The following is a 22808-nucleotide window of genomic DNA, read 5'->3' on the forward strand; positions in this document are numbered from 1 at the left end:
TTCAGTATAATTAACTGCCGCACAACATTACTTAACCATTATTAACCTATTATTATGAATAAGTTAATAAATAATTATCAAAAAGTTTTAATTTTCTATAAGTGAAGAAGCACCTAAAATTGCCGAATTTTTTAGTGTTGATTTTTCTATTTTTAACTCGGTTAACTGCGTTTTAAATTCGTATTCGTCAATTTTATTAAACATCGAATTTTTAAAATAACTATAAGCTTTACTGACTGAACCACCTAAAACTATTATTTCTGGATTTAACGCATACATAATTGAATTAATAAGATTTCCCATATGCTCGCCGAACTCTTCAAAAATTTTAAGCGAATTTATATCTCCGTTCTTCGCGTTTGATAAAACATCCTCGCCTTTTACTCCGTGTTTGAAATTAAAGAATTGTCCGCTACAGTAATATTCATAATTTTTATCCAAATATTTCATCAATCCGAATTCACCAGCACCGCAATTTTTCCCGGCATATAATTTTCCATTAATAATAACTCCGCCTCCTAAGCCGGTTCCCATTGCCAAGCCAATTACATCATTGTAGGGTTTACCTTTGCCGAAATGTTTTTCGCCTAATACAAAACAGTTTACGTCATTATTTACAAAGGTTGGAACTTTAAATTTGTCTTCTATAATTCTTTTTAAATGAACTTCTCTCCATGAAGGAATGTTATGAACCTCATATACAATACCATTTTTTATGTCAACAATGCTTGGAACTCCAATTCCAATGCCTATCACATCTTTAGTAAATATTTTTGATATCGCTTCAAGGATTTCGCTAATTATTACATCTTGCGTGGCTTTTGAAGAAATTTTATCAGCCGACATTTTTACAATTTTACTTTCTTCAACTAAACCAAGTCTAATATTCGTTCCGCCTAAATCGATTCCGATAATTTGTTTCTTTTTCAAAATTTCTCCGAAAATTATAAATATACTATTACGTTTTTTTCTGAAGAATTATAAGCAGCATCAACAATTTTTATTACTTCTTGTCCTTCTACAAACCCCGGATTGGGCTGATTTCTATTGGTAATATTTTCAACAAAGTTTTTCATCTGTTCCGAATAAATTGTTTGATCGCAATGTTCACTTTTTTCCGGTTTTGGTCCTTCAATAATCTCGCCGGATTTCAATTTAATAAATGTTGGAAAAAGCGAAGCGTAGCCTTCTGTTCCGAATATCTGTGTACTTGCTTCGGGTCCGTCCATGTGCGGATGCCACCAACCGCTTTCGATTATGGATGTTGTGCCATTGGTCCAAGTAATTACAATTATTCCACTGTCATCTACATTATAATTCCCAAAATAAGTACCGATTTTTGCGTAAACTTCTTTTGCTTTTGGATCGCCTAATATAAATCTTATTGTATCAATTGCATGAACACCCATATCTGCCAAAGCTCCGCCGCCGGCTAACTCTTTTTTCACAAACCAACCTTCCGGACCCCAATTTTCATGAATTCCGTATCCTTTGGTTTTTATAATTTTTCCGAGTTTGCCAGATTGAACATAATCTTTAATAAAATTTACTTCAACGTCAAAGCGCCACATATGACCGACCATAACAATTTTATTATTTTCAATTGCGGCATTTTTTATTTTTTCACCTTCATCGGGATTGATTGCCATAGGTTTTTCTATAAAAACATCCTTTCCGTTCTGCAAAAATTCAACAGCAAATGGCGCGTGAAATTTATTTGGAGTGCTTATTAATACAGCATCTATTGTTTCATCATTTACAAAATCTTTATAATTATCGGAATACTTTTTAATATTATATTTTTCCGCAAAATTTTTAGCTGATTCAATTGGCAAGCCTACAACACCTGCAATTTCTACGTTGTCCAACTTGCTTAATCCTTTAGCGTGATATTCCGAAATGTATCCGCAACCAATCAAAGCAATATTAATTTTCTTCATTATTCCTCAATTCTAATTTAGTTCGTCTGCGTTGTCATATATTTTTTTAATTGCTTCAACTATAAGGTCCATATCTTTCTTTGTTCCCATAAGTATTTTATGGTGAAAACAAACGGAAATTTCTTTATAAATTTTTTCACAAACCGGAAGCGAAAATCTTGCGGGATTTATATCATTCCAATATTTTTCATTTAATTTATGCCGCGCGGGTTTTGTAAGCGGAACATAAAGCGGCGCATTATTCAAAGGTTCATAGCATGCTTCAACTGAAACACCAAGTTCCGCGCTGAGAGCATTTCTAAATTTTTCGACGGGCAAGTTTTTAAATTTTTCTTTATAATATCTGAACGAAAAATTAAAATACGCCACTTTTGTTTCTCTTTCATCTCTTCTCATCGGAACAATTCCCGGAATTTCTTTCAATTTAGAATTTGCATAAATTCCATTTTCATCTCTATTTTTATTTTGATCAGGTAGTCTCTTCATCCCTTCGACTAAAATTGCCGCCTGAAATTCCGTAATTCTATAATTCCCCGATTGAATAAAATTTCCTTCATCAAAATAAACACCGGCGCCTTTATCAGCATTTTGCAAATCTTCCTTTTCAGGTCGTCTTCCGCAATTTCTTAAACCATCTAATTTTTCTGCCAATTCATCATTATTAGTAGTTAAAGCGCCACCTTCACCAGCTGTTAAATGTTTTGATAGCTGAAAACTAAAACTTCCGATATCTCCAATACTGCCTGCTTTTTTTCCATTCCATTCACCGCCGTGTTTATGAGCGCAATCTTCCAAGACATAAAGATTATGTTTTTTTGCAATTTCCATAATCGCGTCCATATCCGCAAAATTACCGTAAAGATGAACTGGAATAATTGCCTTGGTTTTTGGAGTAATTGCTTTTTCTATTTCTTTTGGATCAATGCACCAAGTGTCTTCGCAAATATCGACCAAAATAGGCGTAGCATTAACATCTAATACAGTTGCGGCAGTTGCCTGCCATGTTAATCCGGGCAGAATTACTTCATCTCCTAATCCAATACCAAGAGCTTCTAGAGCTAATTGTAATGTAACAGTACCGTTCGCGGCGGATATTGTGTGTTTTGTTCCGGTGAATTCCGAAAACATTTTATTGAATTGAACTTCTTTTGGACCATTGTATGACCAAATTCCACTGTGCAAAACTTCCAACAGTCCTTGTTCATCATTTTTATCCCAAACAGGCCAAGCCGGCCAAGGATTTGTTTTTGTATCTCTAACCGGAGTGCCGCCATTAACCGCTAATTTTGACATTTTTTTCTCTCCTTTATTTTATAATATTCCAACCTTTTAATCTAACTTCAAAATTGTCAAGAATTTCTCTTTTCAATATTTTTGCTTCAATAGTTTTGTTTTCATTAGGCAAGAGACTAAAATAGTTATCATCCCACAACACCGGCAATATTACTTCATTTGTGTTTTTATCAAACAATAATATTTCAATAAAAAACGCAATTTTATTATTCATATTAGTTGCTTTTATCGCAATATTATTTTTATCAGTTTTTTCATATTCAATTTTTATTTCACACTTTGGCATATTTTCAATTTCTTTAAAATCCGCGTATTGCTTGCTTGGCGTATAATAATTCCATCCCTCAACTTTTGCTTCATAATCCATCACATCATTTTGTGTTGATAACCAATAAAAATTATTTGCTATAAGATCATTTGATTTACAGTAAATTCTTGCGTCAACAAAATATACCTTTGTTAAAGCCAATGTTTTGGGGATATCAAATATTTTCTTATAAGATTCTTTTTCGATGTTTAAATTAATCTTTTCACTTAAAATTAAATTTGAGTCGATATCAAAAATTTGAATTTCGGCAGAAAGATTTTCAAGATCATTTAGTGAATTATTTACTAAATAAACATTTTCATCGCCATAATTATAAATTATTTGTATTGGTTGGTTTGCTTTTTTCGCACCAAAATATGCTCCGTTTGGCATTAAAAATGAGTCATATAATTGCCAGTATAATTCGGGCCAAGCTGAATTTAGCATCCATTGAATTATTCCCGTTGCATTTTTTTGATTAACTTGAAATGCCTCAAACATCGGACGCATTAATTCATAATTCAGCATTTGAGTTTTATAGGCAAAATCCTCCGCATTTTTAGGTTTGCCGTATCTTTTCTCAATAGCGCTTTGAGTTCTATCAATATTGGAAAAATAATTTTTTCCGCAATGAAAATTCCAAACATCATCAACCGGCCAAAGATTTTTTTCAGGTATGAACTTTCTAATACTTTCTATTGGAGGGACATTAGCGCCCGGACAAGTTTCCGTATTAAATCCGTACGCTCCTCCTAAATTTTTATTCGTATACCAGTAAATTGGCGGAGTGTATGCATAAGGACCAAGCATTTTTACTCTTGAAGATCCGCTGATATCGCTGATAATTTCTGTTGAGGTAATTATTCCCTGTTCACTGCCAACACCGCCGGTAGAATTTAAATAAGGACGTGTACTATCATATTTATTGAAAGTTTCAATATATTTTTTTTCCAGGTCCGGATGCGGAAGCATATCACTTCCAACAGTCCAGACAAATATTGACGGATGATTTCTTAGCCATAACAATTGATCTTCCCAAGATTCCGCAATCAAATCAATTTCATCTTTTTCAATTACTCCGCCGTATTTAGGATGAACTTCCTTTCCCAAATACTCTTTATGTTCCCATTGGCAGCTCCAACCTACCATAACCAAAATCCCATTTTCATCACATAAATCATAAAGTTTTTGATCTTTGCCCCAAAATCCTTCCAAGCGAACGCAATTTAAATTCATATCCTTTACATATTGAATTTGAGTTGTTAGTGATTCATGTGTATCCTGCAATAATAAATCATCAGCCCAGCCAGCTCCTCTAATTAATAACTTATGACCGTTTATTTTAAATCCGCGATGACCGCCTTCATTTATGTAATCTTCAATTTTTCTAATTCCAAATTTTGTATCAGTTTCATCAATGATTTTTTCATCTGAAATTAATTTTAAATTGAGTAGATACATGTTTGGTTCGCCAAGATTATTTGGCCACCAAATTTTGGGATTATTAAACGTTAATTTTGGGAAATTCTTTGAATCGAAAATTACCGTTTTGGTTTCTTCGGCTTCCAAGTTTATTAATTGCCGGAAATTTATATCATTAATTTGTCCAACCAATTCACAGCAAATTTTTCTATTAAGATAATTTTCTATTTCAGCTGATATTTTAAGATCTGCTTTAGATAAAGAATCTAAATCTAACTTGCATTCCACAAATGGATTTTTTATCTCAGCTCCATTATTGAATTGAAGCGAAACTTCTCTAAAAATACCCAAGTTATTATCGGGTGGACTTGGATTCCAATCAACAAATCCAATAGTAAAATCGCCGGGTTTAGGCGGAATAACTTCGATAGCCAAAATATTGTTTCCGGCTTTTATAAAATTATTAATGCAAAATTCAAAACGTCTGTATGATCCAAAAAAATGATTTTCATCTGTAATTAATTTTCCATTAAGCCACACATTTGCTTTATAATTGATTCCATTAAAGTTCAAAACAACATTTTGATTTGTTTGAACTTCGTCCAATTCAAATTCTGTTCTATACCACCAAGGAATTTTAAATTGTTCGGTTGGAATATTTTTTAAATTTGTTCCAAAATATGGATTTTCATAAACTTTATTCTCAACTAATGAGGCTAAAACAGTTGAAGGAATTGTTGCATTGTACCAATTTTCCGGATTAAATTTATTCGATGAAATTTCTTCGCCGTTATTGTTTTCAATTTTTTCCGAAGAAATTAATTTCCAATTATTCTGCAATAGTATTTTATTCATATGATATTAACTTTTAAAAATAATTTTTAATAATTGATTCAATTGAGAAAAATCAGGTATAATAATATTCGCACCGGCTCTAATTAAACGCGTTCTTTTTTTGTAATTCATTCCGTGTCTTCTAACTTCATCGGAAGCAATTCCGATGCACAATGCACCGACTTTTCTGCCTTCAATAATTTCAACGGGACCGTCGCCAACAACCATTAGGTTTTCACCTTTACAATTTCCCTCTTCTATAATTCTATTTATAACAATTTTCTTTGCGTCGCCAATTTCATTTCCTTTGGAACCTCTAATTCCTCCGGAGAATAAATTTGAATAACCCAATGCTTGCGCTTCAGCAACAACGCTATCCTCATCGGTACCGCTTGCTAAAAATAATTTAAGGTTTTTGCCATGAAAATTTTTAAGCATCTCTACCGAACCTAAAATTGTAAAATCATGAATCGAACGTTCACCATTATTATATTTTTTTATTCTATCATTTACGCTGTACATCAAATTATCTAAATAAATTGCTTTGTATTCTGCGGGGGTTTTAACTTTATCCTTTTGTACATAACCTTCTTCCAATATAATATCTCTCAATCCCATCATTTGAATTATTGTTTGGATTCCGGTTGTATCGTTAATGAATTTTTCGCAAATAATTGAAAGGCGGTTGTACTCGTCGGAAGATATCTGCAGTAACTTTTCTCCGCAAATTTCTTCGATCATAACTTTATGCATTACAGTTTCCCAACCTTCTCGTAATGTAGAAATAGTACCGTCATGATCTAAAATTACACTTTGAATGTTTAAGTTACATGGAAGTTCTCCTATGATCTCTATTTCAGAATTTTCGAAATATTTAGCTTTTCTCGGATCATAAGCCAAAGCAAGGTCGTAATTATAATAACTTTCTTCGGCTAATTTTATAATTTCCTCTTGACTAACAGTTCCGGTCTGTTTAATTCTTTTCGCAATAATTGCATAAGCTAAATTTGCAATTTCCAATGAGGTTTTTACAGACGCGCCGCTTCCAATACAAGCGGCAAAAGTACTTATACAAGCATTGCCGGCGCCGAGTTTATCTATTTCACCCGTTAAATAAATTCCGGGAACTGAATGAAAATTATTACCGTCGAAATAAATTAATCCGCTTTCGCCTCTAATCATTAAAAGAGGTGTTTTAATTTTATCATATAGTAATTTAAGATACTTTTGCGATAAATCGGAATCTTTCTCGTCAAATAATTCAATACCAAGTTCTTTAGAAATTGAAAAAGAATTAACCTTCAAAATGGAATTATTAATTCGTACAAATTCATTTCTTAAATCGCAGAAAACTTTACAATTTGGGTTTTCTGCCAAAACATCATTTAGCTTTGTTAATGCATAATTATTTAAAAGCGGGTTTTTAAACTGCTGGTTTATTATTAAAGCATCTAAAATCTTTATATTTTTTTTCAAATTTTCTAATAAAATATTTAGGCTTTCATTACTAGAAAAATTTTGCGAACCAAAATCTAAACGGGAAATTTCGTCTTTATTTTCTAAAGGTTTTACGTATGTATAGGTTTCCCAGTCTTTATCCAATGAAATTAAACTTTCAATATTAATTTTTTTGTCATTTAATTGATATTTCAATTCTCTGCCTAAAATATCATTTCCAAGTAAACCAAAAGCAAAAATATTTTTAACGCCAATAGTAACTAAATTATTTGCAATATTTCCCGCGGCTCCAAGCTGTGATTTTATAGAAGAACCGTAAACAACCGGTCTCCCCGTTTCTATGGAATTTTCTCCGGTATTTTGTTTAAGATTATAATAGATATCTAAAGCAAAATCTCCTATTACCCCAATTGAAACTTTATCAAAATTTTTGAGCGTATTTTTTATTTCTTCAATCTGCATTTTTTTTTCCAATTACATTTTAAAATTTTCATCTACTGCTTGGCAAATTATATGTCCAATTAAAATATGCATTTCCTGAACTCTTGGAGTATCATTTGACGGAACAACAATATTCAAATCGCAATTATTATTAAACTTACCGCCGCCTTTGCCGCTTAAACCCAAAGTTTTACATCCTATTTCTCCGGCTTTCAAAAACGCCCTTATTATATTTTCGCTGTTTCCGGTAGATGAAATTCCTATTACAAGATCATTTTTCTGAGCTAAAGCTTCTATTTGTCTTTGGAAAACGAACTCATAACCGTAATCATTTCCGATTGCAGTTAAAGCCGAAGTATCAGTTGTAATAGCAATTGCAGGCAGACCTTTTCTCTCTACTTTATATCTTCCGGTAAACTCGGCTGCAATATGCTGAGCATCAGCCGCACTTCCTCCATTTCCCATAAGAATAATTTTACTATTCGTTTTCAAGGTATTGACCGCCAATTCACAAGCTTTTTCTATATCAGGTTGTAAAAGCTCTATTACTTCTTCAATAACAATTTTATGAGAAAGCAATTCTTGTTCAATTATTTTTTTCATAGTTTTATTTTTGTATTTTATAAAGGCAAACGATTGTTTATTTCAAAATTAGACATAATGATTCAATAATTCAATATAAATAAATCTGTCGCTTACTTCAAAAATAAAATACATTTAGACAAATAATTCAATTTTGATTATTGATTTTAAAATTATATATTGATTTTTAGATATTCGACAATCGATTGTTCTGAAGATGTTTACAGTTTTTCATAAATTTACTCTTAAATTATTAGGGAATTTATTATATGGCACCTACTCTTAAGGATGTAGCTGCTTATGTTGGAGTTCACCCTTCAACCGTATCTAGAGTGCTTCGCGGAAAAGAGAATTTAAAAATTTCTGCAAAAACCCATGAAAAAATTATTAAAGCAGTAAAAGAACTGAATTACATACCGGATTTTACCGCACGTGCTCTTAGAATGAAAAAAAGTTTCACAATCGGATTGGTAGTCCCCGATATTTTAAATCCGTATTTTGCGAGAATTGCCAGAAGAATTGAACAATTAGGTTTTGAGAAAAGATATACGGTTATTGTTTGTAATACAGATGAAGATCAGGAAAAAGAGATTTTATATCTCAATCAATTGATATCCCGAGGTGTTGACGGAATAATTTTAGCACCCGTTCAAGACAGCGATGATCATATAAAAGATTTAGTTGTAAAGAAAATTCCGTTCGTTTTAATTGACAGAATATTTGACGGAATTGATGTCGATTCTGTTATTACCAACAATGCTGAATCCGTAGTTAAAGCAATGGCCCATTTAGTTAAATTAGGTCATACAAAAATTGCGTTCCTTAGAGGACAAAAAAATATTTACACAATTAAAAATAGATTAATAGGATATAAACAGGCATTAAAGGAATTTAATTTGCCTTTTAATGAAAACTATATTGTTGGTGAAGGTTTTGAATTTGAACACGGGTATGAAGCAACGCTGCAATTATTAAATTTACAAGATTTACCTACGGCAATTGTATCTTCGGGCGGCGATTTGGTTACATTGGGAGCTATTAAAGCGATAATTGAGAAAGGACTTAAAATACCGGAGAATATTTCATTGGTCGGTTTTTTCGACGGTTTTTATTCTCCCTATTTATCAACTCCTTTAACAACAATAACACATTATAGGCAAAAAATTGGTGAAAAAGCCTTTAAATTGTTGTTGAAACAAATTGAAACGAACAAACAAAACAATCCGAAAATTGTTTGTGTTGATACAAAATTTGAGATAAGAAAATCTACTGCTAAACCTGTGCAATAATGTGAAAAAATTAATTAAATTTATTGATAAATATTGGGAAATTACAAATGACATTTGAAAATAATTCCAAAGCAGAAATTAGATTAAAAGGATCTTTACCTAAAATAGGAATTCGACCGGTTATTGACGGCAGAAGAAACGGTGTTAGAGAATCTTTAGAAGATCAAACCATGAATATGGCAAAATCTGCCGCAGAATTTTTATCTAAAAATCTAAAACATTCAAATGGAATGCCGGTAGAATGCATTATCGCCGACACAACTATCGGCGGCGTTGTTGAAGCTGCTTTGACTGCAGAAAAATTTGCTAGAGAAGGAGTTGGGGTTTCAATTACCGTTACTCCTGCCTGGTGTTACGGCACCGAAGTAATGGATCTTGATCCGCTTACACCAAAAGCTATTTGGGGTTTTAACGGAACGGAAAGACCCGGTGCTGTTTACTTGGCTGCGGCTCTCGCAGGTTATAGTCAAAAAGGGTTGCCGACTTTTAGTATTTACGGAAGAAATGTCCAAGATTCAACAGATACATCAATTCCTGATGATGTTAAACAAAAACTTTTGTTGTTTTCGAAAGCCGGATTAGCCGTTGCTGAAATGCGTAATAAATCTTATTTGGCAATCGGCGGTGTTTCTATGGGAATTGTTGGTTCAATTGTCGATCAAGATTTTCTTCAAAACTACCTTGGTATGAGAACTTCCACGGTAGATATGACTGAGTTAATTAGAAGAATGGAAGAAGGTATTTTTGACAAAACAGAATTTGAAAAAGCTCTGAAATGGACCAAGGAAAACTGCGTTGAAGGTGAAGATATAAACAAAAAGGAAAAACAGGTTTCACGAGAACAAAAAGATAAAGATTGGGAAACCGTTGTTATGATGACGATAATTATGAGAGATTTGATGGTTGGAAATCCTAAACTGAAAGAAATTGGATTCGAAGAAGAATCAATGGGAAATAACGCAATTGCATCGGGATTCCAAGGTCAAAGGCAATGGACAGATCACTTCCCCAACGGAGATTTTTCTGAAGCAATTTTAAATTCATCATTCGATTGGAACGGAGTTAGAGAAGCATTTACGGTCGCGACCGAAAATGACAGTTTAAATGGAATATCTATGCTGTTCGGCCATTTATTGACAAATACAGCTCAAATTTTTTCTGATGTTAGAACTTTTTGGAGTCCAGAATCGGTAAAAAGAGTTTCGAATTATGATTTAACCGGAAAAGCCAAAAACGGTATTATTCATTTAATAAATTCCGGATCAACAACTTTAGACGGTACCGGAAGACAAAAACAAAATGGAACTTCAATTATGAAACCATTTTGGGAAATTACAAACACTGATGTTGAAGAATGTTTAAAAGCTACAAAATGGTGCCCCGCTAACTTGGGTTATTTTAGAGGCGGCGGATACTCTTCTCAATTCTTAACAACAGGAGAAATGCCGGTTACAATGTGTAGAATAAATATGATAAAAGGTTTGGGACCTGTTTTACAAATTGCCGAAGGTTATACTGTTGATATTCCAATTGAAGTTCACAATATTTTAGATAGAAGAACAGACCCGACTTGGCCTACAACTTGGTTTGCACCAATATTAACAGGTAACGGCGCATTTGTTGATGTTTATTCCGTTATGAAAAATTGGGGCGCAAATCACGGTGCAATAAGTTACGGACACATTGGAGATAAATTAATTACTCTTGCTTCTATGTTAAGAATTCCGGTAAATATGCACAATATTTCTGAAGATAGAATTTTTAGACCAAGTGCGTGGAATGCCTTTGGAACAAGTAATTTAGAATCTGCCGATTTTGAGGCGTGCAAGAATTTTGGTCCGCTTTACGGTTAAAATAAGTTTAGCAATTATTATCGCAGTTAGTATTTTCAAATTGGATTGTTGTATGGTTTATTCCGAATTCATGCAGCAATCCTTCATTTAAATCTTTTAGAAGCTTATCTGTTTCTGTATTAGTTTTTGGTATTAGATGTACCGTTAACGCAGTTTCCGAAGTACTTAAAGCCCAAATGTGCAGATCATGCAGCGATTCGATTTCAAATTTTTCAACTATATATTTTTTGACATTTTCAATATTAATATTTGCCGGAACGCCGTCAATTGACAAGACCATTGATTCTTTTAATAATTTCCAGGTGCCGCCAAAAATTACAAATACAATTATAATGCTGATTGCTGAATCCAACCAATAATAATTGGTAAGTTTAATCAATAAACCGGAAAATACAACGCTGGCGGAAATCATCGCATCTGTAAACATATGAAGATAAGCACCTTTAATATTTAGATCATGATCCTTCCCTTCTATAAATAATTTCGCGGTTAATCCATTAATAATTACACCAATTCCGGCAACTATCATTACAATAAATCCATCAACAGTTTTCTCTGAATTTAATCTTTCAATTGCTTCCCACAAAATTATTCCCAAAGCAAAAATTAAAATCAGCGCGTTAAGCATTGCGGCTAAAATGGATGTTCTTTTATAACCATAAGTAAAATTTTTAGTGGGTTTTTTAAGAATTAAATAATTAGCTATCCAAGCAATAAGCAATCCCAAAACATCGCTTAAATTATGACCCGCATCCGCTATAAGTGCCAATGAATTGTAAGCTAATCCGAAAATTATTTCAATAATTATAAAAACGGAATTTAATATTATCCCTAATTTAAATTTTTGATTAAACTCGTTATGGTCAATATGCTGATGATTATGGCTCATTCTTTTTAATATTTTTCTCACTCACCAAAATACAAAATACTTTTGATGAGTGAGTATTTTTGTTCTTTTTATAATAGTTGATTTGTTTTAAATGAAATTCTAAAAATCCGACCCGGTTCATAAACTTTTATACCTGCTGCAAACGGATCTCTCATAAACGATAAATGCTGATAATAATTTGCATTTAAAAGATTCTCAATATCAAGTGAAATTTCATTCCCGCTTAAGTTATACATTAAACCTAAGTCTAATTTATTCCAAGCACCCGATGTTGTTTCATTTAATAGATCATCCACTCTTAGTTGTGCGTCGTTATAAGTATGTTTCAAAAACGCAACCAATCCGAAATATTCCGGCGAAATTATTTTTGTACTTATTTTCAATGGCGGAATTTCTGCCAAAGGCGAATTGTTTGTTGTATTCTTTGCCCAAATATATGAAGCATCAATTACAATAAATTTGTAATTCAAATTTAAATTTGAACCCAACATAAACGCATCTACATTGGCGTAAGTCAAAAAAGAGGTTTGCATTATTTTTTGTTTCGTCAAATTATTATAATTCCACACTTTTGATCCGAATAATTCCAAATTTATATTTTCATAAGTTATGGAACCTCGTAAAGTTCCTTTAATTGGCTGATTTAAATTCGAATTTCCCGACCAGGATGGTTTTGCCATCGGTTTTTGAACAGCAATAAATAAACTTTCAGTTTCAGGACTTTCGCTATTTACTTCAACAATTCCGCCTATTGCCAATTGATTGTTCACAGCATAAAGATGCGACAATCCCAAGCTGAAGATTGGGAAAAATCTTGAAAGCTGAACCTCACTAAAGTAATTTTTATAAAATTCTTCTCGTGATTTATCACCTACCGTTTGGTATGAAAATCCTATTTTACCATAAAGTCTAATTGTCTCAAAATCAATTGACTTGAACAAATTAGCATTATACGAATTAACATTTGGTATTAAATCATTATCAATATGCATCATAGCATTATGGAAAAAATTATTCGCAACCCAATTTCTGAAAATAACTTCATAGAAACTTCCTATTGCGCCAATTGTTAAGTTTTTTGCCGAAGTTCTCATTAACATTGTATTAACACGAAGATCATTATCCATAACATGATTTGTATAATTAAAATATATTTTATGATCATCATACCTTAAAAAGGCGCTGTATACTCTGTTAAATCTTTCATCCATTTGAAGATATGGGAAAGAAACATTTTCTGTATACGCCGCCGATACTCCGTAAGATATTAAATTCAAATTTCCTCTTATGGAAGCTTCAGCTAATTTAAAATTAAAATTATCTTTAAAGCCGTAATTATCTGAAAAAGAATTTTTACTTCCATCAACAAATGGAGTTCCATTAGCATACCTGAATGAAATTCTATGATCTGAATAATCTGCCGAAGTTGCAATATCCAAGCCGTTTTGCGCTCCGGCTAAAGCAGAAATTGCCGCCTGAATTCTCATTGCATCCGAAATAGATGATCTGTTGAATTTTACGACACCTCCTAATCCCGATTGAATATTGCCACTTGTTTTATTCAAACGGACAAATTCCAAATCCAATGGGTTTACTCGTGTAAGCGGAGAATCCATTCTATTTGGACAAGCTGAATGATAACGTTCTCCGTCAACAACTATATTGATATCTCCTCTTTTTAATCCATCGGCATAAATATCCTGCGCAAAAAATACACCTTTGCGAATTAAACTAAATCCATTATTACCTAAAACATTTTCTAAATTATCTTTTGATATTCTATTGTTAACTTCACCTAAGTTCAATCTTTTTGAATTTATTTCAACTTGATCTAGCCAATAATTCTTTAAACTATCTTGTTTATTTTCCTGCGGTAATATTTGAGCTGTAACAAATAATACCAGAAAAAGCACATTTTTTTTAAACACTTTTATCCTCTCTGAGTTTAATAATTCTCGTTATTACATAAGTTATTTAATGAAACAATAATCCAGCGGAATTTAAAATGCATTCCAATAAAACATTAAGGATTTTGTTTTAATTACAAAGAGCTTTAAAATTATTAGGAGTTTGAGAGAATTTTCGGCGGCGGCAATAACGGTTCACAAGTAAGTAAATTTGCCGATTTGAAATCAGAAATAAAAAATTTTATAAATGTGGGTTGAGAACCGCTTTGTGCATTGGAATAAGCAATGTGGTCAAATTTTATATTTTCTAAAACTACCAATTGTTTTTTACTGCCTTCTTCATCCACCTGCTTTTTCATTTCCTTCTGCAGATGGCATTTACCCATACACATATTTTCCGGATTATCTTTTTGTTCGCAAAGTTCGCTTACAATAAAATTGAAATTTATCACATAATCCACTAGAGGAAAAACACTTCTGAATACATAACTTGAATAAACTAAGAGCAAAATTAAATTAAGTATTTTAAGATAAGCTGTCATTTATTAATTTATTTTTCTTAAATATAAAAATTTTTATTTGAAAATGGAACAAAATGTATTTTTTATGCATCTAAATCAAAAAAAAGGAAACTATTAATGGCAAATAAATTTCAAATGAATTTTAACGACTTCTTAAATAAAATTGAAGATTTGATTAAAGAAGGAAATTTAAGACGAATAATTGTAAGAGATCAGAATGGCGAAAAGTATTTAGAAATTCCTCTTTTGATCGGAGCAATCGGCTCTTTAGCCGCGCCTTATGTAACTTTGATTGGTGTATTAGCTGGAATTGCTTCAAAATTTTCTGTTGAAATTATTAAGAAAGATGAAAACCAAGCCGCAGAATTTTACGAAGTAAAAAAATGATATTTTAGTAAACTAAATCGCATGCGTCAGGCGGCATCCAATGCGGATCTTTCCCATCCCATTTAATATTGCAGCCAATTGGGTTTGTGATGTTAACCGTAATTTCTTTGCCGTTTGTCAATTCTTCAAGCGCATTATCCAAATCATTAACCGTAATTAACTGAGGGTTTCTTGGATTATCAACTCCTCTACCGGTATACTTTAATTTTCGTTCTTTATCAAAAACAAAAAAGTGTGGAGTTCTTAAAGCTCCGTATTTCAATGCAATTTCTTGAGTTTCATCACGAAGATAAATCCACGGAAATTTTTTCTCATTCATCCTAATTTTCATATGCTCAAAGCTATCTTCTGCGTAGGTGTTTTTACTGTTTGAATTAATGCCTACAAATCTCACATTTTTCACTTCAAATTTTTCCGCTGTCTTTCTCGTAATATCATCGGAGTTTAAAACATACGGACAATGATTGCACGTAAAAAAAATCACCAAATAATCTTCATTAAATTGAGATAATGAATAATTTTTTCCGTTTGTCGCGGGAAGATCAAAAGCTGGCGCTGTTTGGCCTATTTCTAATGTAAATGACAAATCTTTTCCTTTCTATAAATTTTCAGCTACTAAATCAGAAATTTCAAAAATATTACTATCTCGTGTATTTTCGTTCTTCTGCAATAGCTCGTCAAAAAATTTCTGCTCAATTTCATTTTTCAGTACAGCTTCTTTCAGCCATTGCAATTCATTTAAATGCAGATCATTATCAATCAGCGCAATATTTACCGCATCTTTAATAAATTTTTCCGCAATTCTTTTTGATGAAAATTTCGGCGGTTCAAAATTAATGAATTTATTTTCCAATAAATTTTCTATCGATTCTCTAACAAAACTTTCTTCAAAACTGAATAATTTACCTAGTTTAAGTATTATTCTTTTTTCTTCTTCATGAAGTATTCTGTCCTGCCCTATTAAAACCAACAAGCCTCTAAAGTAATTGCTTTTATCTAGAATTGAAATTTGCAACTTATCTCCATTTTGATTGAGTTATAGTCTTGTGTAAATTTAAGTAAAGTTTGTTCCTATTGAAATGTAAAAAACTATAATATTATTTGCAAAAATTTGCATGTAACTTTAACACCTTTTTTACCATCCACAGCTCTTGTAATTTTATAAATTCTTTAATTTTTTAGCCCAAAATCCGCCTTTATAATTTTGCGATAAAATTTCTTGCTTCTTTGTAAAAAATAAATTATATAGTGTACGTATGTTTACTATTTAATATTTAAAAATGACTGATCATTCAAGCATAGTTAATCTTGCACAATATAAATTACCTCAGACGGCGAAGACAAAAAAGATTGCCGCAACAATTTATCGTTCAACCCCAAAGCCCGGTTTCGACATTTATGATTACGAAATGCTTTTTCAAGATGAAGAAACAAAAAAACTGATTCGAGAAGGCAAAACAATAGGTTGTTTTTATATTGAATCGCCGGGAATGAGATCGCTGCTGCAAAGATTGAACTGCGATACTTTTGAAATGCTTACCGCGGCAAGCTCTATAATTCGCCCGGGAGTTGCGGAAAGCGGAATGATGCATGAATTTATAGCCCGTCATAAAAATCCAAATCTCCGGAAATATTTGGTTCCGCAAATGGAAGAAATATTGGGTGAAACTTACGGCGTTATGGTCTATCAGGAAGACGTAATAAAAATCGCTCATCATGTTGTTGGTTTAAGTTTGGAAGAAGCTGATTATTTGCGCCGTGCAATGAGCGGAAAAATGCGCTCGCACGACGCGATGAAAAAATTATACGAACGTTTTTTTGATTCGTGCAAAAGTAAAAATCTTTCCGACAAAGTAGCAAATGAGCTTTGGCATCAAATTTCATCTTTTGCCGGCTATTCGTTTTGCAAGGCGCACAGCGCGTCTTTTGCTCTCCTCTCTTTTCAAGTTGCGTATTTAAAAGCTCATCATCCCGCGGAATTTATGTCGAATGTTCTTAATAACGGCGGCGGATTTTACGCTGCCGGAGTTTATATTAACGAATGCAAAAGAATGGGATTGAAAGTTTTACTTCCTTCAATAAACGAAAGCGAATACAGGTACAAAGGAAACAATTCCGAAGTACGCATTGGATTAATGGCAATAAAAAACATTGAAACTGAATCTTTGATGAAAATTATTGAAGATAGAATACATGACGGAAAATTTTTATCGCTTGCCGATTTTATTTCACGGACGAAATTAACTTACGAAAGTACCAAACTTCTTATCAAATGCGGAACCATGGACTGTTTGAATAAAACCCGTCCCACACTAATACGCTTGGCTGATATTTATTATCATTCAAAAGAACTTCTTAAAGATAATTCCTTGCCGCTTTTTCAAAATGAAATTTCTCTGCTAGAAAAAAGTGTGGAAACAAAACTGCAATACAATTCAGCAGAGATCTGTACTTTGGAGTATGAATGCTTTGGATTTACAGTTACGTATCACCCGCTTGAATTTATAAGAGAAATTTATGATTCTCCTCAAATAATAAAAGCGGCTGATCTGAGAAAAAATAAAAATAGGAAAATTAAAATGCTCGGCTGGTTCATGACTTCCAAAAGAATAAAAACCAAGAACGGCGATATTATGAAATTCCTAACACTTGAAGATTTAAGCGGAACTTTTGATGCAGTTCTTTTTCCCAAAACTTACAATATATACGCGGAAGCGACAATGTCTATGGGTCCGTATTTGGTTGAAGGAAAAGCGGATATTGAAAACGGCAATAATATAATTGTAGAAAAACTTGAAGTTCTTTCCAATTTGAAAGCATTGGAGTTTGTTCAAAAAGACAGCTCTCAAAATAAATATTACGGAGATGTGGAAAAGGTTTCTGAGGAAGAATTAGAAATTGTAAATTCTTTAGATAGAGAAAAACTTAAAAAAGCTTATGTGGGTAATTTAGGATAATTAATATTAGAGAATCAAATCCTTATTCTATTTATTTTGAAACATCAATATTAATTATATTGAGTTTGCCAATAGATTTATCCGGAAAATATTTTCCTTCCAAATCACTCATTGTATTCTTTAAAACTTCAAGAGAACGTTGGCTTAACAAATCAATTTTTACAAGTCCCAAATCCTCAATTCCATACATATCCGGCTGAGTAATAATTAAACCAAGTCCTTTGTTTTTTGCGTATTCAAGCGGAACATAATTAGTAATTGCCTTTTCTGTTACCACAATTCCGCTTGGGTGAATGCTTAAGTGATGAGGAAATGAAGAAAGCTGACTTGCAATTTGTATTATGGTTTTCCAAGGCTCAATTTTAAAATTAAGATTTTTTGATTCTGGAAATTTTTCCGCAATTTGAACAAGATTTTGAGCGCTTGTCCAAGGAATAAATTTACTGTATTGAGAAATTTCACGTTCGGAAATTCCAAATACTTTTGCCGTTTCGCGGAATGCCGAACGCGCGCGAAATGTGACGGTTGTAGATATCATCGCAACTTTATCATAACCGTATTTTTCATAAACGTACTTAACAATTTCATCGCGTTCGCGCCATGAAAAATCCAGATCAATATCCGGCGGACTGGTTCTGGCTCTATTTAAAAATCTTTCAAAATATAAATTATATTTTATGGGATCTATATCTGTAAATCCCAAACAATAAGAAACAAAACTATTCGCGGCGGAACCGCGGCCAAGAATTCTCATTCTCCTTAATTTTGCTTCTCTAACAATATCATGCACAACGAGGAAATAATGCGAGAAGCCCATTTCTTCAATTACGTTCAACTCCATATCCAATCTTGCTAAGGCTTGTTCTGTAATATTTTTATATCTTTCAGCTAATCCCAGATTGCAAATTTTCCTCAAATAATTCGGAGCATTTTCACCTTTAGGCAAATCAAATTTTGGAAATTTATTTCTCCCGAATTCCAAATCCACATTGCACATGTTTGCAATTTTTTTTGTATTTAGGATTGCTTCCGGCAAATTCCGCCAAATTTTTTCCAGCTCGCTTGGCGATTTAAAATAATATTCATCATCAATAATTTCCTCGTTTGTTAAATTTTCCAAAGTTGTGTTCTTCTTTATGGCAGTTACAACTTTTTGCAGCAAATGATCTTCTGGATTGAAAAAGTAAACAGGATTTGAAGCAACGAATTGCAAATCTTTACTTTTTGCAAACTCATAAAGTTCTCTTGTGTTTCTTTTATGCTTTTTAGTTGCTATCAGTTCAACAAATAAATTTTGTTTTAACTTTTTATTTTGATAAATGAGTTGAAGCAATTCAAGCGAAGATGTAATTACAAAAACATTTTCCAAATTTTCATCAAAAACCCTTTCCAATGAAAAATCTTCTTTTATCTTTCTGCTTGTAGTAATTTGAGAAATATCGGAATATCCTTTGAGATTTTTCGCAATAAATATCGCAGATAATTTTTTGTTATTAGGATCATCAATCAATACTCCTAAAATTGGTTTAATATTTTCTTCGCTTGCTTTTTTTGCAAATTTGATGCTTCCGTACATTCCGTTTGTATCTGTAAGAACGGCATACCTTTCACCGTATAATTTTGCCGAAGCAATAATTTTTTCTATTGGGATTGTTGCTTCAAGAATTGAATAATTTGAGTGATGGTGGAGCGAAAGCATTTTTTACGATTTTGCTTGAATTAATTTATCAAGTGAATTAGCAAAGTATTTAGATTTAAATGAGGATATTGGGACAAATATAAAATTATTTGTTTGGGAATATAATTTTTATCTCATTCCAAAATAATGAGCGTCTACGTTTCTTTTGTTGGTCAATATTCCGCCCAATTGAATTGAAGAATATCCAAATTTGTCGCGTATTTTTGTAACCGCTCTAAACATTTTTTTTCTTTTAACTTCATCATTTTCAAAAATTTCTTCTTGTTCCGTAAATTCATTAAAGTTTGTAAGATGAATTCCAATCAAACGAATACTTACTCTTCTGGTATCGGCTTTACGCAAAAGTTTTACCGCCGTTTCAAAAATTATTTTGTCATCATCGGTAGGCTTAATTGTTTTTGCTCTAGTTAAAGTTACAAAATCAGAATAGCGCAATTTTATACTTATTGTAGATGTTTGCCAATTTTTATTTCGTATCAGTTGGCATACTTGTCCGGTTAACTTAAAAAGCGTATGCTCAGCTTCCGCTCTATTATTTTCATCTTTTCCGTAAGTTCTTTCTTTTGAAACACTTTTTCTTTCGGTAGGTGGATTAAGATATTCGCTTCCTTCACCGTTTGCTTTTCTCCAAAGCGACGAGCCGTATTTGCCAAATGCGGCAATTAAATAATCTTCCGAAAGTTTTGTTATATCGCCGATTTTATAAATTCCTTTTAAGTGCAGATCGGGTAAAGTTTTTTTGCCAACGCCGGGAATTGTTTCAATAGGAAGCGGTGATAGAAATTCTTTTTCCATTCCCGGAATTATATAAGTTACACCTTTCGGCTTTGCGTAATCGGAACAAATTTTTGCAATCGTTTTATTGCTTCCTATTCCTATTGAACTCGGCAGCAGAAGTTTTGCTTCAATTTCTTTTTGAATTTTTACCGCCAGCATATACATTGAACCATAAATATTTTTTGTGCCGGTAAAATCCATATAAAATTCATCAACGGAAGCCTGCTCAATTAACGGAGCGTAATTTTCTAAAATCCGTTTAACCGACTTTGAATATTTTCCATACTCACCATGACTTCCATTAATATAAATTCCTTTTGGACAAAGCTGATAAGCTTGTTTAATAGGCATTCCGGAATGAACCCCAAATTTTCTTGATTCATAAGAACACGCCGCGACAACGCCTCTTCCGTATTGAGGATCGGCGCCAACAATAACCGGTTTGCCAATTAAAGATGGATTAAGGATTCTTTCAACTGAAACAAAAAATGAATCGAGATCTAAATGAAATATTGTACGCATAATTAAGTCAAAGTTAAAAAGTGAAAAGAAAATACATTCATCGGCTCTGCCCGGGATAAAAACATTCATGCCGAGCCTTTCAGCTGCGATCAATATAAACTTAGTTGAAACCTAAGCAAAGCCGAAGCCAGAAAATAGTTTAATTATTCTGCAGATTATTAAAATGAGAAACCGCGATATCATTAAGTTGATTTTTTAATTCGCCAGACATTATAATTCTATCGTAATATTTACCGTCTTTACCTTTTTCGCTCGGCGAACTTACAAAAAGTCCGTTTGAACTTTCCACCAAAGTAAAACCTTTAATGATAATGCCTTCATCTGTTTCTACATCAAAAAAAGCCGCGGTTTTACTGTTGCCGTTATAAAGGTTCATTCTATTTATTTTCATTTTATCTCTCCATTTGTTTATAAATAAATCTATTCAATAGCACTAACAATCATTATTAAACAATATTTCGAAGTGATATTGTATAAAAATTAAATTAATTAGATTTGTATTAATTTACAAGATTTTATTTTGCATTTTGATTTTTTAAAAGAAGACTAATTTTTGTGAATATTCTTTTGCAACTTATGCAACTTTAGGAAAACTTTCCCAGATTCTGCCTTGAAGTTTTCTCCCATTGGCTTTTTTATTCCTTTTGATTTCGTCGGCTCCCCAAGTTCCCCATTGCTTAAAGAAAAAGGGAACATTCCCTTCTTCACATTGATCTTTAATGTTTATTGCCCACTCTTCTTTAACCCCAAAGGTGTGAAACTTTTACATGATAAGAATGTAAAGAATAGCCGCCTAAGAGGTGACATTATTGTTCTCTAATTCTTCGCAAACTCTTTTAATCTCGGGTAAGCTTTTATAATTGTAGGCGGCATTTTAATTTTTGCTCTTTCTTTTAAAAGATGGAGAATCTCAAACGCATTTGCAACGGCATTTCCATGCGGGTGGTTGTTCATAACGACAAAAACTTTTTTAACTTTATCATATACTTCTTTAATCTTTTGATCAATCTCCGCTAACTCTCCGGGAGAATATAGATATTCATAACGTGCGCTTTGTTCTTCGTAAGTTTGCTTCTTACCAAAATTACTTAGTGATTTTTTCCACGCTTCTTCATTTCTACCGTGAAACCTGATATAAGCGGCATTGTTCCCTATTATTGTCTTAAACTCAATTGCTTCTCCTATTTGCGGCTGATCAATTGTACAGAAAGTTATTGTCTTCGCGTTTTTGTTGTTCCATGATTTATGTCTTACTTCCACAAATTTTTCATAACCTTCAAATTTTTCTATAAGTCCGCGCAAGTAATCTACATTAGCTTCATTAAAATCAAATGAATAAGGAAATTGCAGCAATAACCCGCCAAGTTTTTCAGCTTCTTTCAAAATATTAAGATTTTGGTGAACCGCTTCAATTTGTTCATCGCCGTATTGACGTTTATGCGTAAAATCTTGATGAAGTTTTACGGTAAACAAAAATTCATTGGTATCTTCTGTTTGCCGCAGCCAGCCTTTTACAATTCCCGGAGCCAAATATGTGTAGTAAGTAGAGTTTACTTCTACCATATTAAAATAACGTGAATAATATGTTAGCCAGCTAAGTTCCTTGGATTGTTCGCACGGATAAAAGCTCGGCACCCAGTCTTTATATGACCAGCCTGCCGTGCCTACGTAAAGTTTTGGATTTTGCATAATTTGGAAAATATTCTTATTATGTAACTAAATAGAGAATA

Annotated in this window: 20 protein-coding genes; 4 read left to right on the top strand and 16 right to left on the bottom strand. The window is 32.6% G+C overall.

What is annotated here, in order from left to right:
* Positions 1-87: 87 nt before the first annotated feature.
* From IPK06_04115 to IPK06_04140, 6 genes are read right to left on the bottom strand one after another with little or no spacing between them, the layout of a single operon-like run.
* Complete coding sequence (locus tag IPK06_04115) at positions 88-930, bottom strand: ROK family protein (protein ID MBK7979196.1); 843 nt, start codon at positions 928-930, stop codon at positions 88-90.
* A 14-nt stretch (positions 931-944) separates the two neighbouring features.
* Positions 945-1940: a Gfo/Idh/MocA family oxidoreductase gene (locus tag IPK06_04120; protein ID MBK7979197.1), complete on the bottom strand. Its 996-nt coding sequence runs from the start codon at positions 1938-1940 to the stop codon at positions 945-947.
* 12 nt (positions 1941-1952) lie between these two features.
* The gene (locus tag IPK06_04125; protein ID MBK7979198.1) at positions 1953-3233 is read right to left on the bottom strand and encodes a DegT/DnrJ/EryC1/StrS family aminotransferase; all 1281 of its coding nucleotides are present in this window, start codon (positions 3231-3233) and stop codon (positions 1953-1955) included.
* 13 nt (positions 3234-3246) lie between these two features.
* The gene (locus tag IPK06_04130; protein MBK7979199.1) at positions 3247-5817 is read right to left on the bottom strand and encodes a glycoside hydrolase family 2; all 2571 of its coding nucleotides are present in this window, start codon (positions 5815-5817) and stop codon (positions 3247-3249) included.
* Positions 5818-5823: 6 nt separating this feature from the next.
* Positions 5824-7716: an HAD hydrolase-like protein gene (locus IPK06_04135; protein MBK7979200.1), complete on the bottom strand. Its 1893-nt coding sequence runs from the start codon at positions 7714-7716 to the stop codon at positions 5824-5826.
* Between the two features lie 12 nt (positions 7717-7728).
* Entirely contained in the window at positions 7729-8298 is a 570-nt protein-coding gene (locus IPK06_04140; protein MBK7979201.1) for a D-sedoheptulose 7-phosphate isomerase, read from the bottom strand.
* A gap of 248 nt (positions 8299-8546) precedes the next feature.
* Between IPK06_04140 and IPK06_04145 the strand changes: the two genes are divergently transcribed.
* Positions 8547-9566 (top strand): LacI family DNA-binding transcriptional regulator, encoded by a 1020-nt coding sequence (locus IPK06_04145; protein ID MBK7979202.1) that lies wholly within the window; start codon positions 8547-8549, stop codon positions 9564-9566.
* A 47-nt stretch (positions 9567-9613) separates the two neighbouring features.
* Entirely contained in the window at positions 9614-11419 is a 1806-nt protein-coding gene (locus IPK06_04150; protein MBK7979203.1) for an L-fucose isomerase, read from the top strand.
* A 7-nt stretch (positions 11420-11426) separates the two neighbouring features.
* Here IPK06_04150 and IPK06_04155 read toward each other — a convergent pair whose 3' ends face one another.
* The 3 genes from IPK06_04155 to IPK06_04165 form a co-directional block, all read right to left on the bottom strand.
* Positions 11427-12308 carry a cation transporter gene (locus IPK06_04155; GenBank protein ID MBK7979204.1) on the bottom strand — a complete coding sequence of 294 codons (882 nt, stop codon included), beginning with the start codon at positions 12306-12308 and terminating at the stop codon, positions 11427-11429.
* 68 nt (positions 12309-12376) lie between these two features.
* The gene (locus IPK06_04160) at positions 12377-14236 is read right to left on the bottom strand and encodes a hypothetical protein (GenBank protein ID MBK7979205.1); all 1860 of its coding nucleotides are present in this window, start codon (positions 14234-14236) and stop codon (positions 12377-12379) included.
* Positions 14237-14370: 134 nt separating this feature from the next.
* The gene (locus tag IPK06_04165; GenBank protein ID MBK7979206.1) at positions 14371-14757 is read right to left on the bottom strand and encodes a hypothetical protein; all 387 of its coding nucleotides are present in this window, start codon (positions 14755-14757) and stop codon (positions 14371-14373) included.
* A gap of 96 nt (positions 14758-14853) precedes the next feature.
* On the opposite strand from IPK06_04165, the gene IPK06_04170 reads away from it, so the two are divergent.
* Positions 14854-15123: a DUF4342 domain-containing protein gene (locus IPK06_04170; GenBank protein ID MBK7979207.1), complete on the top strand. Its 270-nt coding sequence runs from the start codon at positions 14854-14856 to the stop codon at positions 15121-15123.
* 4 nt (positions 15124-15127) lie between these two features.
* Here IPK06_04170 and IPK06_04175 read toward each other — a convergent pair whose 3' ends face one another.
* Entirely contained in the window at positions 15128-15709 is a 582-nt protein-coding gene (locus tag IPK06_04175; GenBank protein ID MBK7979208.1) for a thioredoxin family protein, read from the bottom strand.
* A 12-nt stretch (positions 15710-15721) separates the two neighbouring features.
* Positions 15722-16138 carry a hypothetical protein gene (locus IPK06_04180; protein MBK7979209.1) on the bottom strand — a complete coding sequence of 139 codons (417 nt, stop codon included), beginning with the start codon at positions 16136-16138 and terminating at the stop codon, positions 15722-15724.
* A 265-nt stretch (positions 16139-16403) separates the two neighbouring features.
* Between IPK06_04180 and IPK06_04185 the strand changes: the two genes are divergently transcribed.
* A complete protein-coding gene (locus IPK06_04185; GenBank protein ID MBK7979210.1) occupies positions 16404-18080 on the top strand; it encodes a hypothetical protein in 1677 nt (558 codons plus the stop codon).
* Positions 18081-18111: 31 nt separating this feature from the next.
* Here IPK06_04185 and IPK06_04190 read toward each other — a convergent pair whose 3' ends face one another.
* The 5 genes from IPK06_04190 to IPK06_04210 form a co-directional block, all read right to left on the bottom strand.
* A complete protein-coding gene (locus IPK06_04190; GenBank protein ID MBK7979211.1) occupies positions 18112-19779 on the bottom strand; it encodes a DNA polymerase III subunit alpha in 1668 nt (555 codons plus the stop codon).
* A 108-nt stretch (positions 19780-19887) separates the two neighbouring features.
* The gene (dinB, locus tag IPK06_04195; protein ID MBK7979212.1) at positions 19888-21147 is read right to left on the bottom strand and encodes a DNA polymerase IV; all 1260 of its coding nucleotides are present in this window, start codon (positions 21145-21147) and stop codon (positions 19888-19890) included.
* Between the two features lie 70 nt (positions 21148-21217).
* A complete protein-coding gene (locus IPK06_04200; protein ID MBK7979213.1) occupies positions 21218-21469 on the bottom strand; it encodes a septation protein SpoVG family protein in 252 nt (83 codons plus the stop codon).
* A 183-nt stretch (positions 21470-21652) separates the two neighbouring features.
* Positions 21653-21805, bottom strand: a complete 153-nt coding sequence (locus tag IPK06_04205) for a DUF5131 family protein (protein ID MBK7979214.1) — start codon at positions 21803-21805, stop codon at positions 21653-21655.
* Positions 21806-21894: 89 nt separating this feature from the next.
* Entirely contained in the window at positions 21895-22767 is an 873-nt protein-coding gene (locus IPK06_04210; protein ID MBK7979215.1) for a DUF72 domain-containing protein, read from the bottom strand.
* Positions 22768-22808: the final 41 nt, after the last annotated feature.

Source organism: Ignavibacteriota bacterium, assembly GCA_016713565.1.
GTDB lineage: Bacteria > Bacteroidota > Ignavibacteria > Ignavibacteriales > Melioribacteraceae.

Excerpts from the sequence above, each read along its gene's own strand:
- IPK06_04120 (MBK7979197.1), bottom strand. The coding sequence starts at position 1,940 with ATGAAGAAAATTAATATTGCTTTGATTGGTTGCGGATACATTTCGGAA.
- IPK06_04125 (MBK7979198.1), bottom strand. The coding sequence starts at position 3,233 with ATGTCAAAATTAGCGGTTAATGGCGGCACTCCGGTTAGAGATACAAAA.
- IPK06_04130 (MBK7979199.1), bottom strand. The coding sequence starts at position 5,817 with ATGAATAAAATACTATTGCAGAATAATTGGAAATTAATTTCTTCGGAA.
- IPK06_04135 (MBK7979200.1), bottom strand. The coding sequence starts at position 7,716 with ATGCAGATTGAAGAAATAAAAAATACGCTCAAAAATTTTGATAAAGTT.
- IPK06_04140 (MBK7979201.1), bottom strand. The coding sequence starts at position 8,298 with ATGAAAAAAATAATTGAACAAGAATTGCTTTCTCATAAAATTGTTATT.
- IPK06_04145 (MBK7979202.1), top strand. The coding sequence starts at position 8,547 with ATGGCACCTACTCTTAAGGATGTAGCTGCTTATGTTGGAGTTCACCCT.
- IPK06_04150 (MBK7979203.1), top strand. The coding sequence starts at position 9,614 with ATGACATTTGAAAATAATTCCAAAGCAGAAATTAGATTAAAAGGATCT.
- IPK06_04155 (MBK7979204.1), bottom strand. The coding sequence starts at position 12,308 with ATGAGCCATAATCATCAGCATATTGACCATAACGAGTTTAATCAAAAA.
- IPK06_04165 (MBK7979206.1), bottom strand. The coding sequence starts at position 14,757 with ATGACAGCTTATCTTAAAATACTTAATTTAATTTTGCTCTTAGTTTAT.
- IPK06_04170 (MBK7979207.1), top strand. The coding sequence starts at position 14,854 with ATGGCAAATAAATTTCAAATGAATTTTAACGACTTCTTAAATAAAATT.
- IPK06_04185 (MBK7979210.1), top strand. The coding sequence starts at position 16,404 with ATGACTGATCATTCAAGCATAGTTAATCTTGCACAATATAAATTACCT.
- IPK06_04190 (MBK7979211.1), bottom strand. The coding sequence starts at position 19,779 with ATGCTTTCGCTCCACCATCACTCAAATTATTCAATTCTTGAAGCAACA.
- dinB (MBK7979212.1), bottom strand. The coding sequence starts at position 21,147 with ATGAATGTTTTTATCCCGGGCAGAGCCGATGAATGTATTTTCTTTTCA.
- IPK06_04200 (MBK7979213.1), bottom strand. The coding sequence starts at position 21,469 with ATGAAAATAAATAGAATGAACCTTTATAACGGCAACAGTAAAACCGCG.
- IPK06_04210 (MBK7979215.1), bottom strand. The coding sequence starts at position 22,767 with ATGCAAAATCCAAAACTTTACGTAGGCACGGCAGGCTGGTCATATAAA.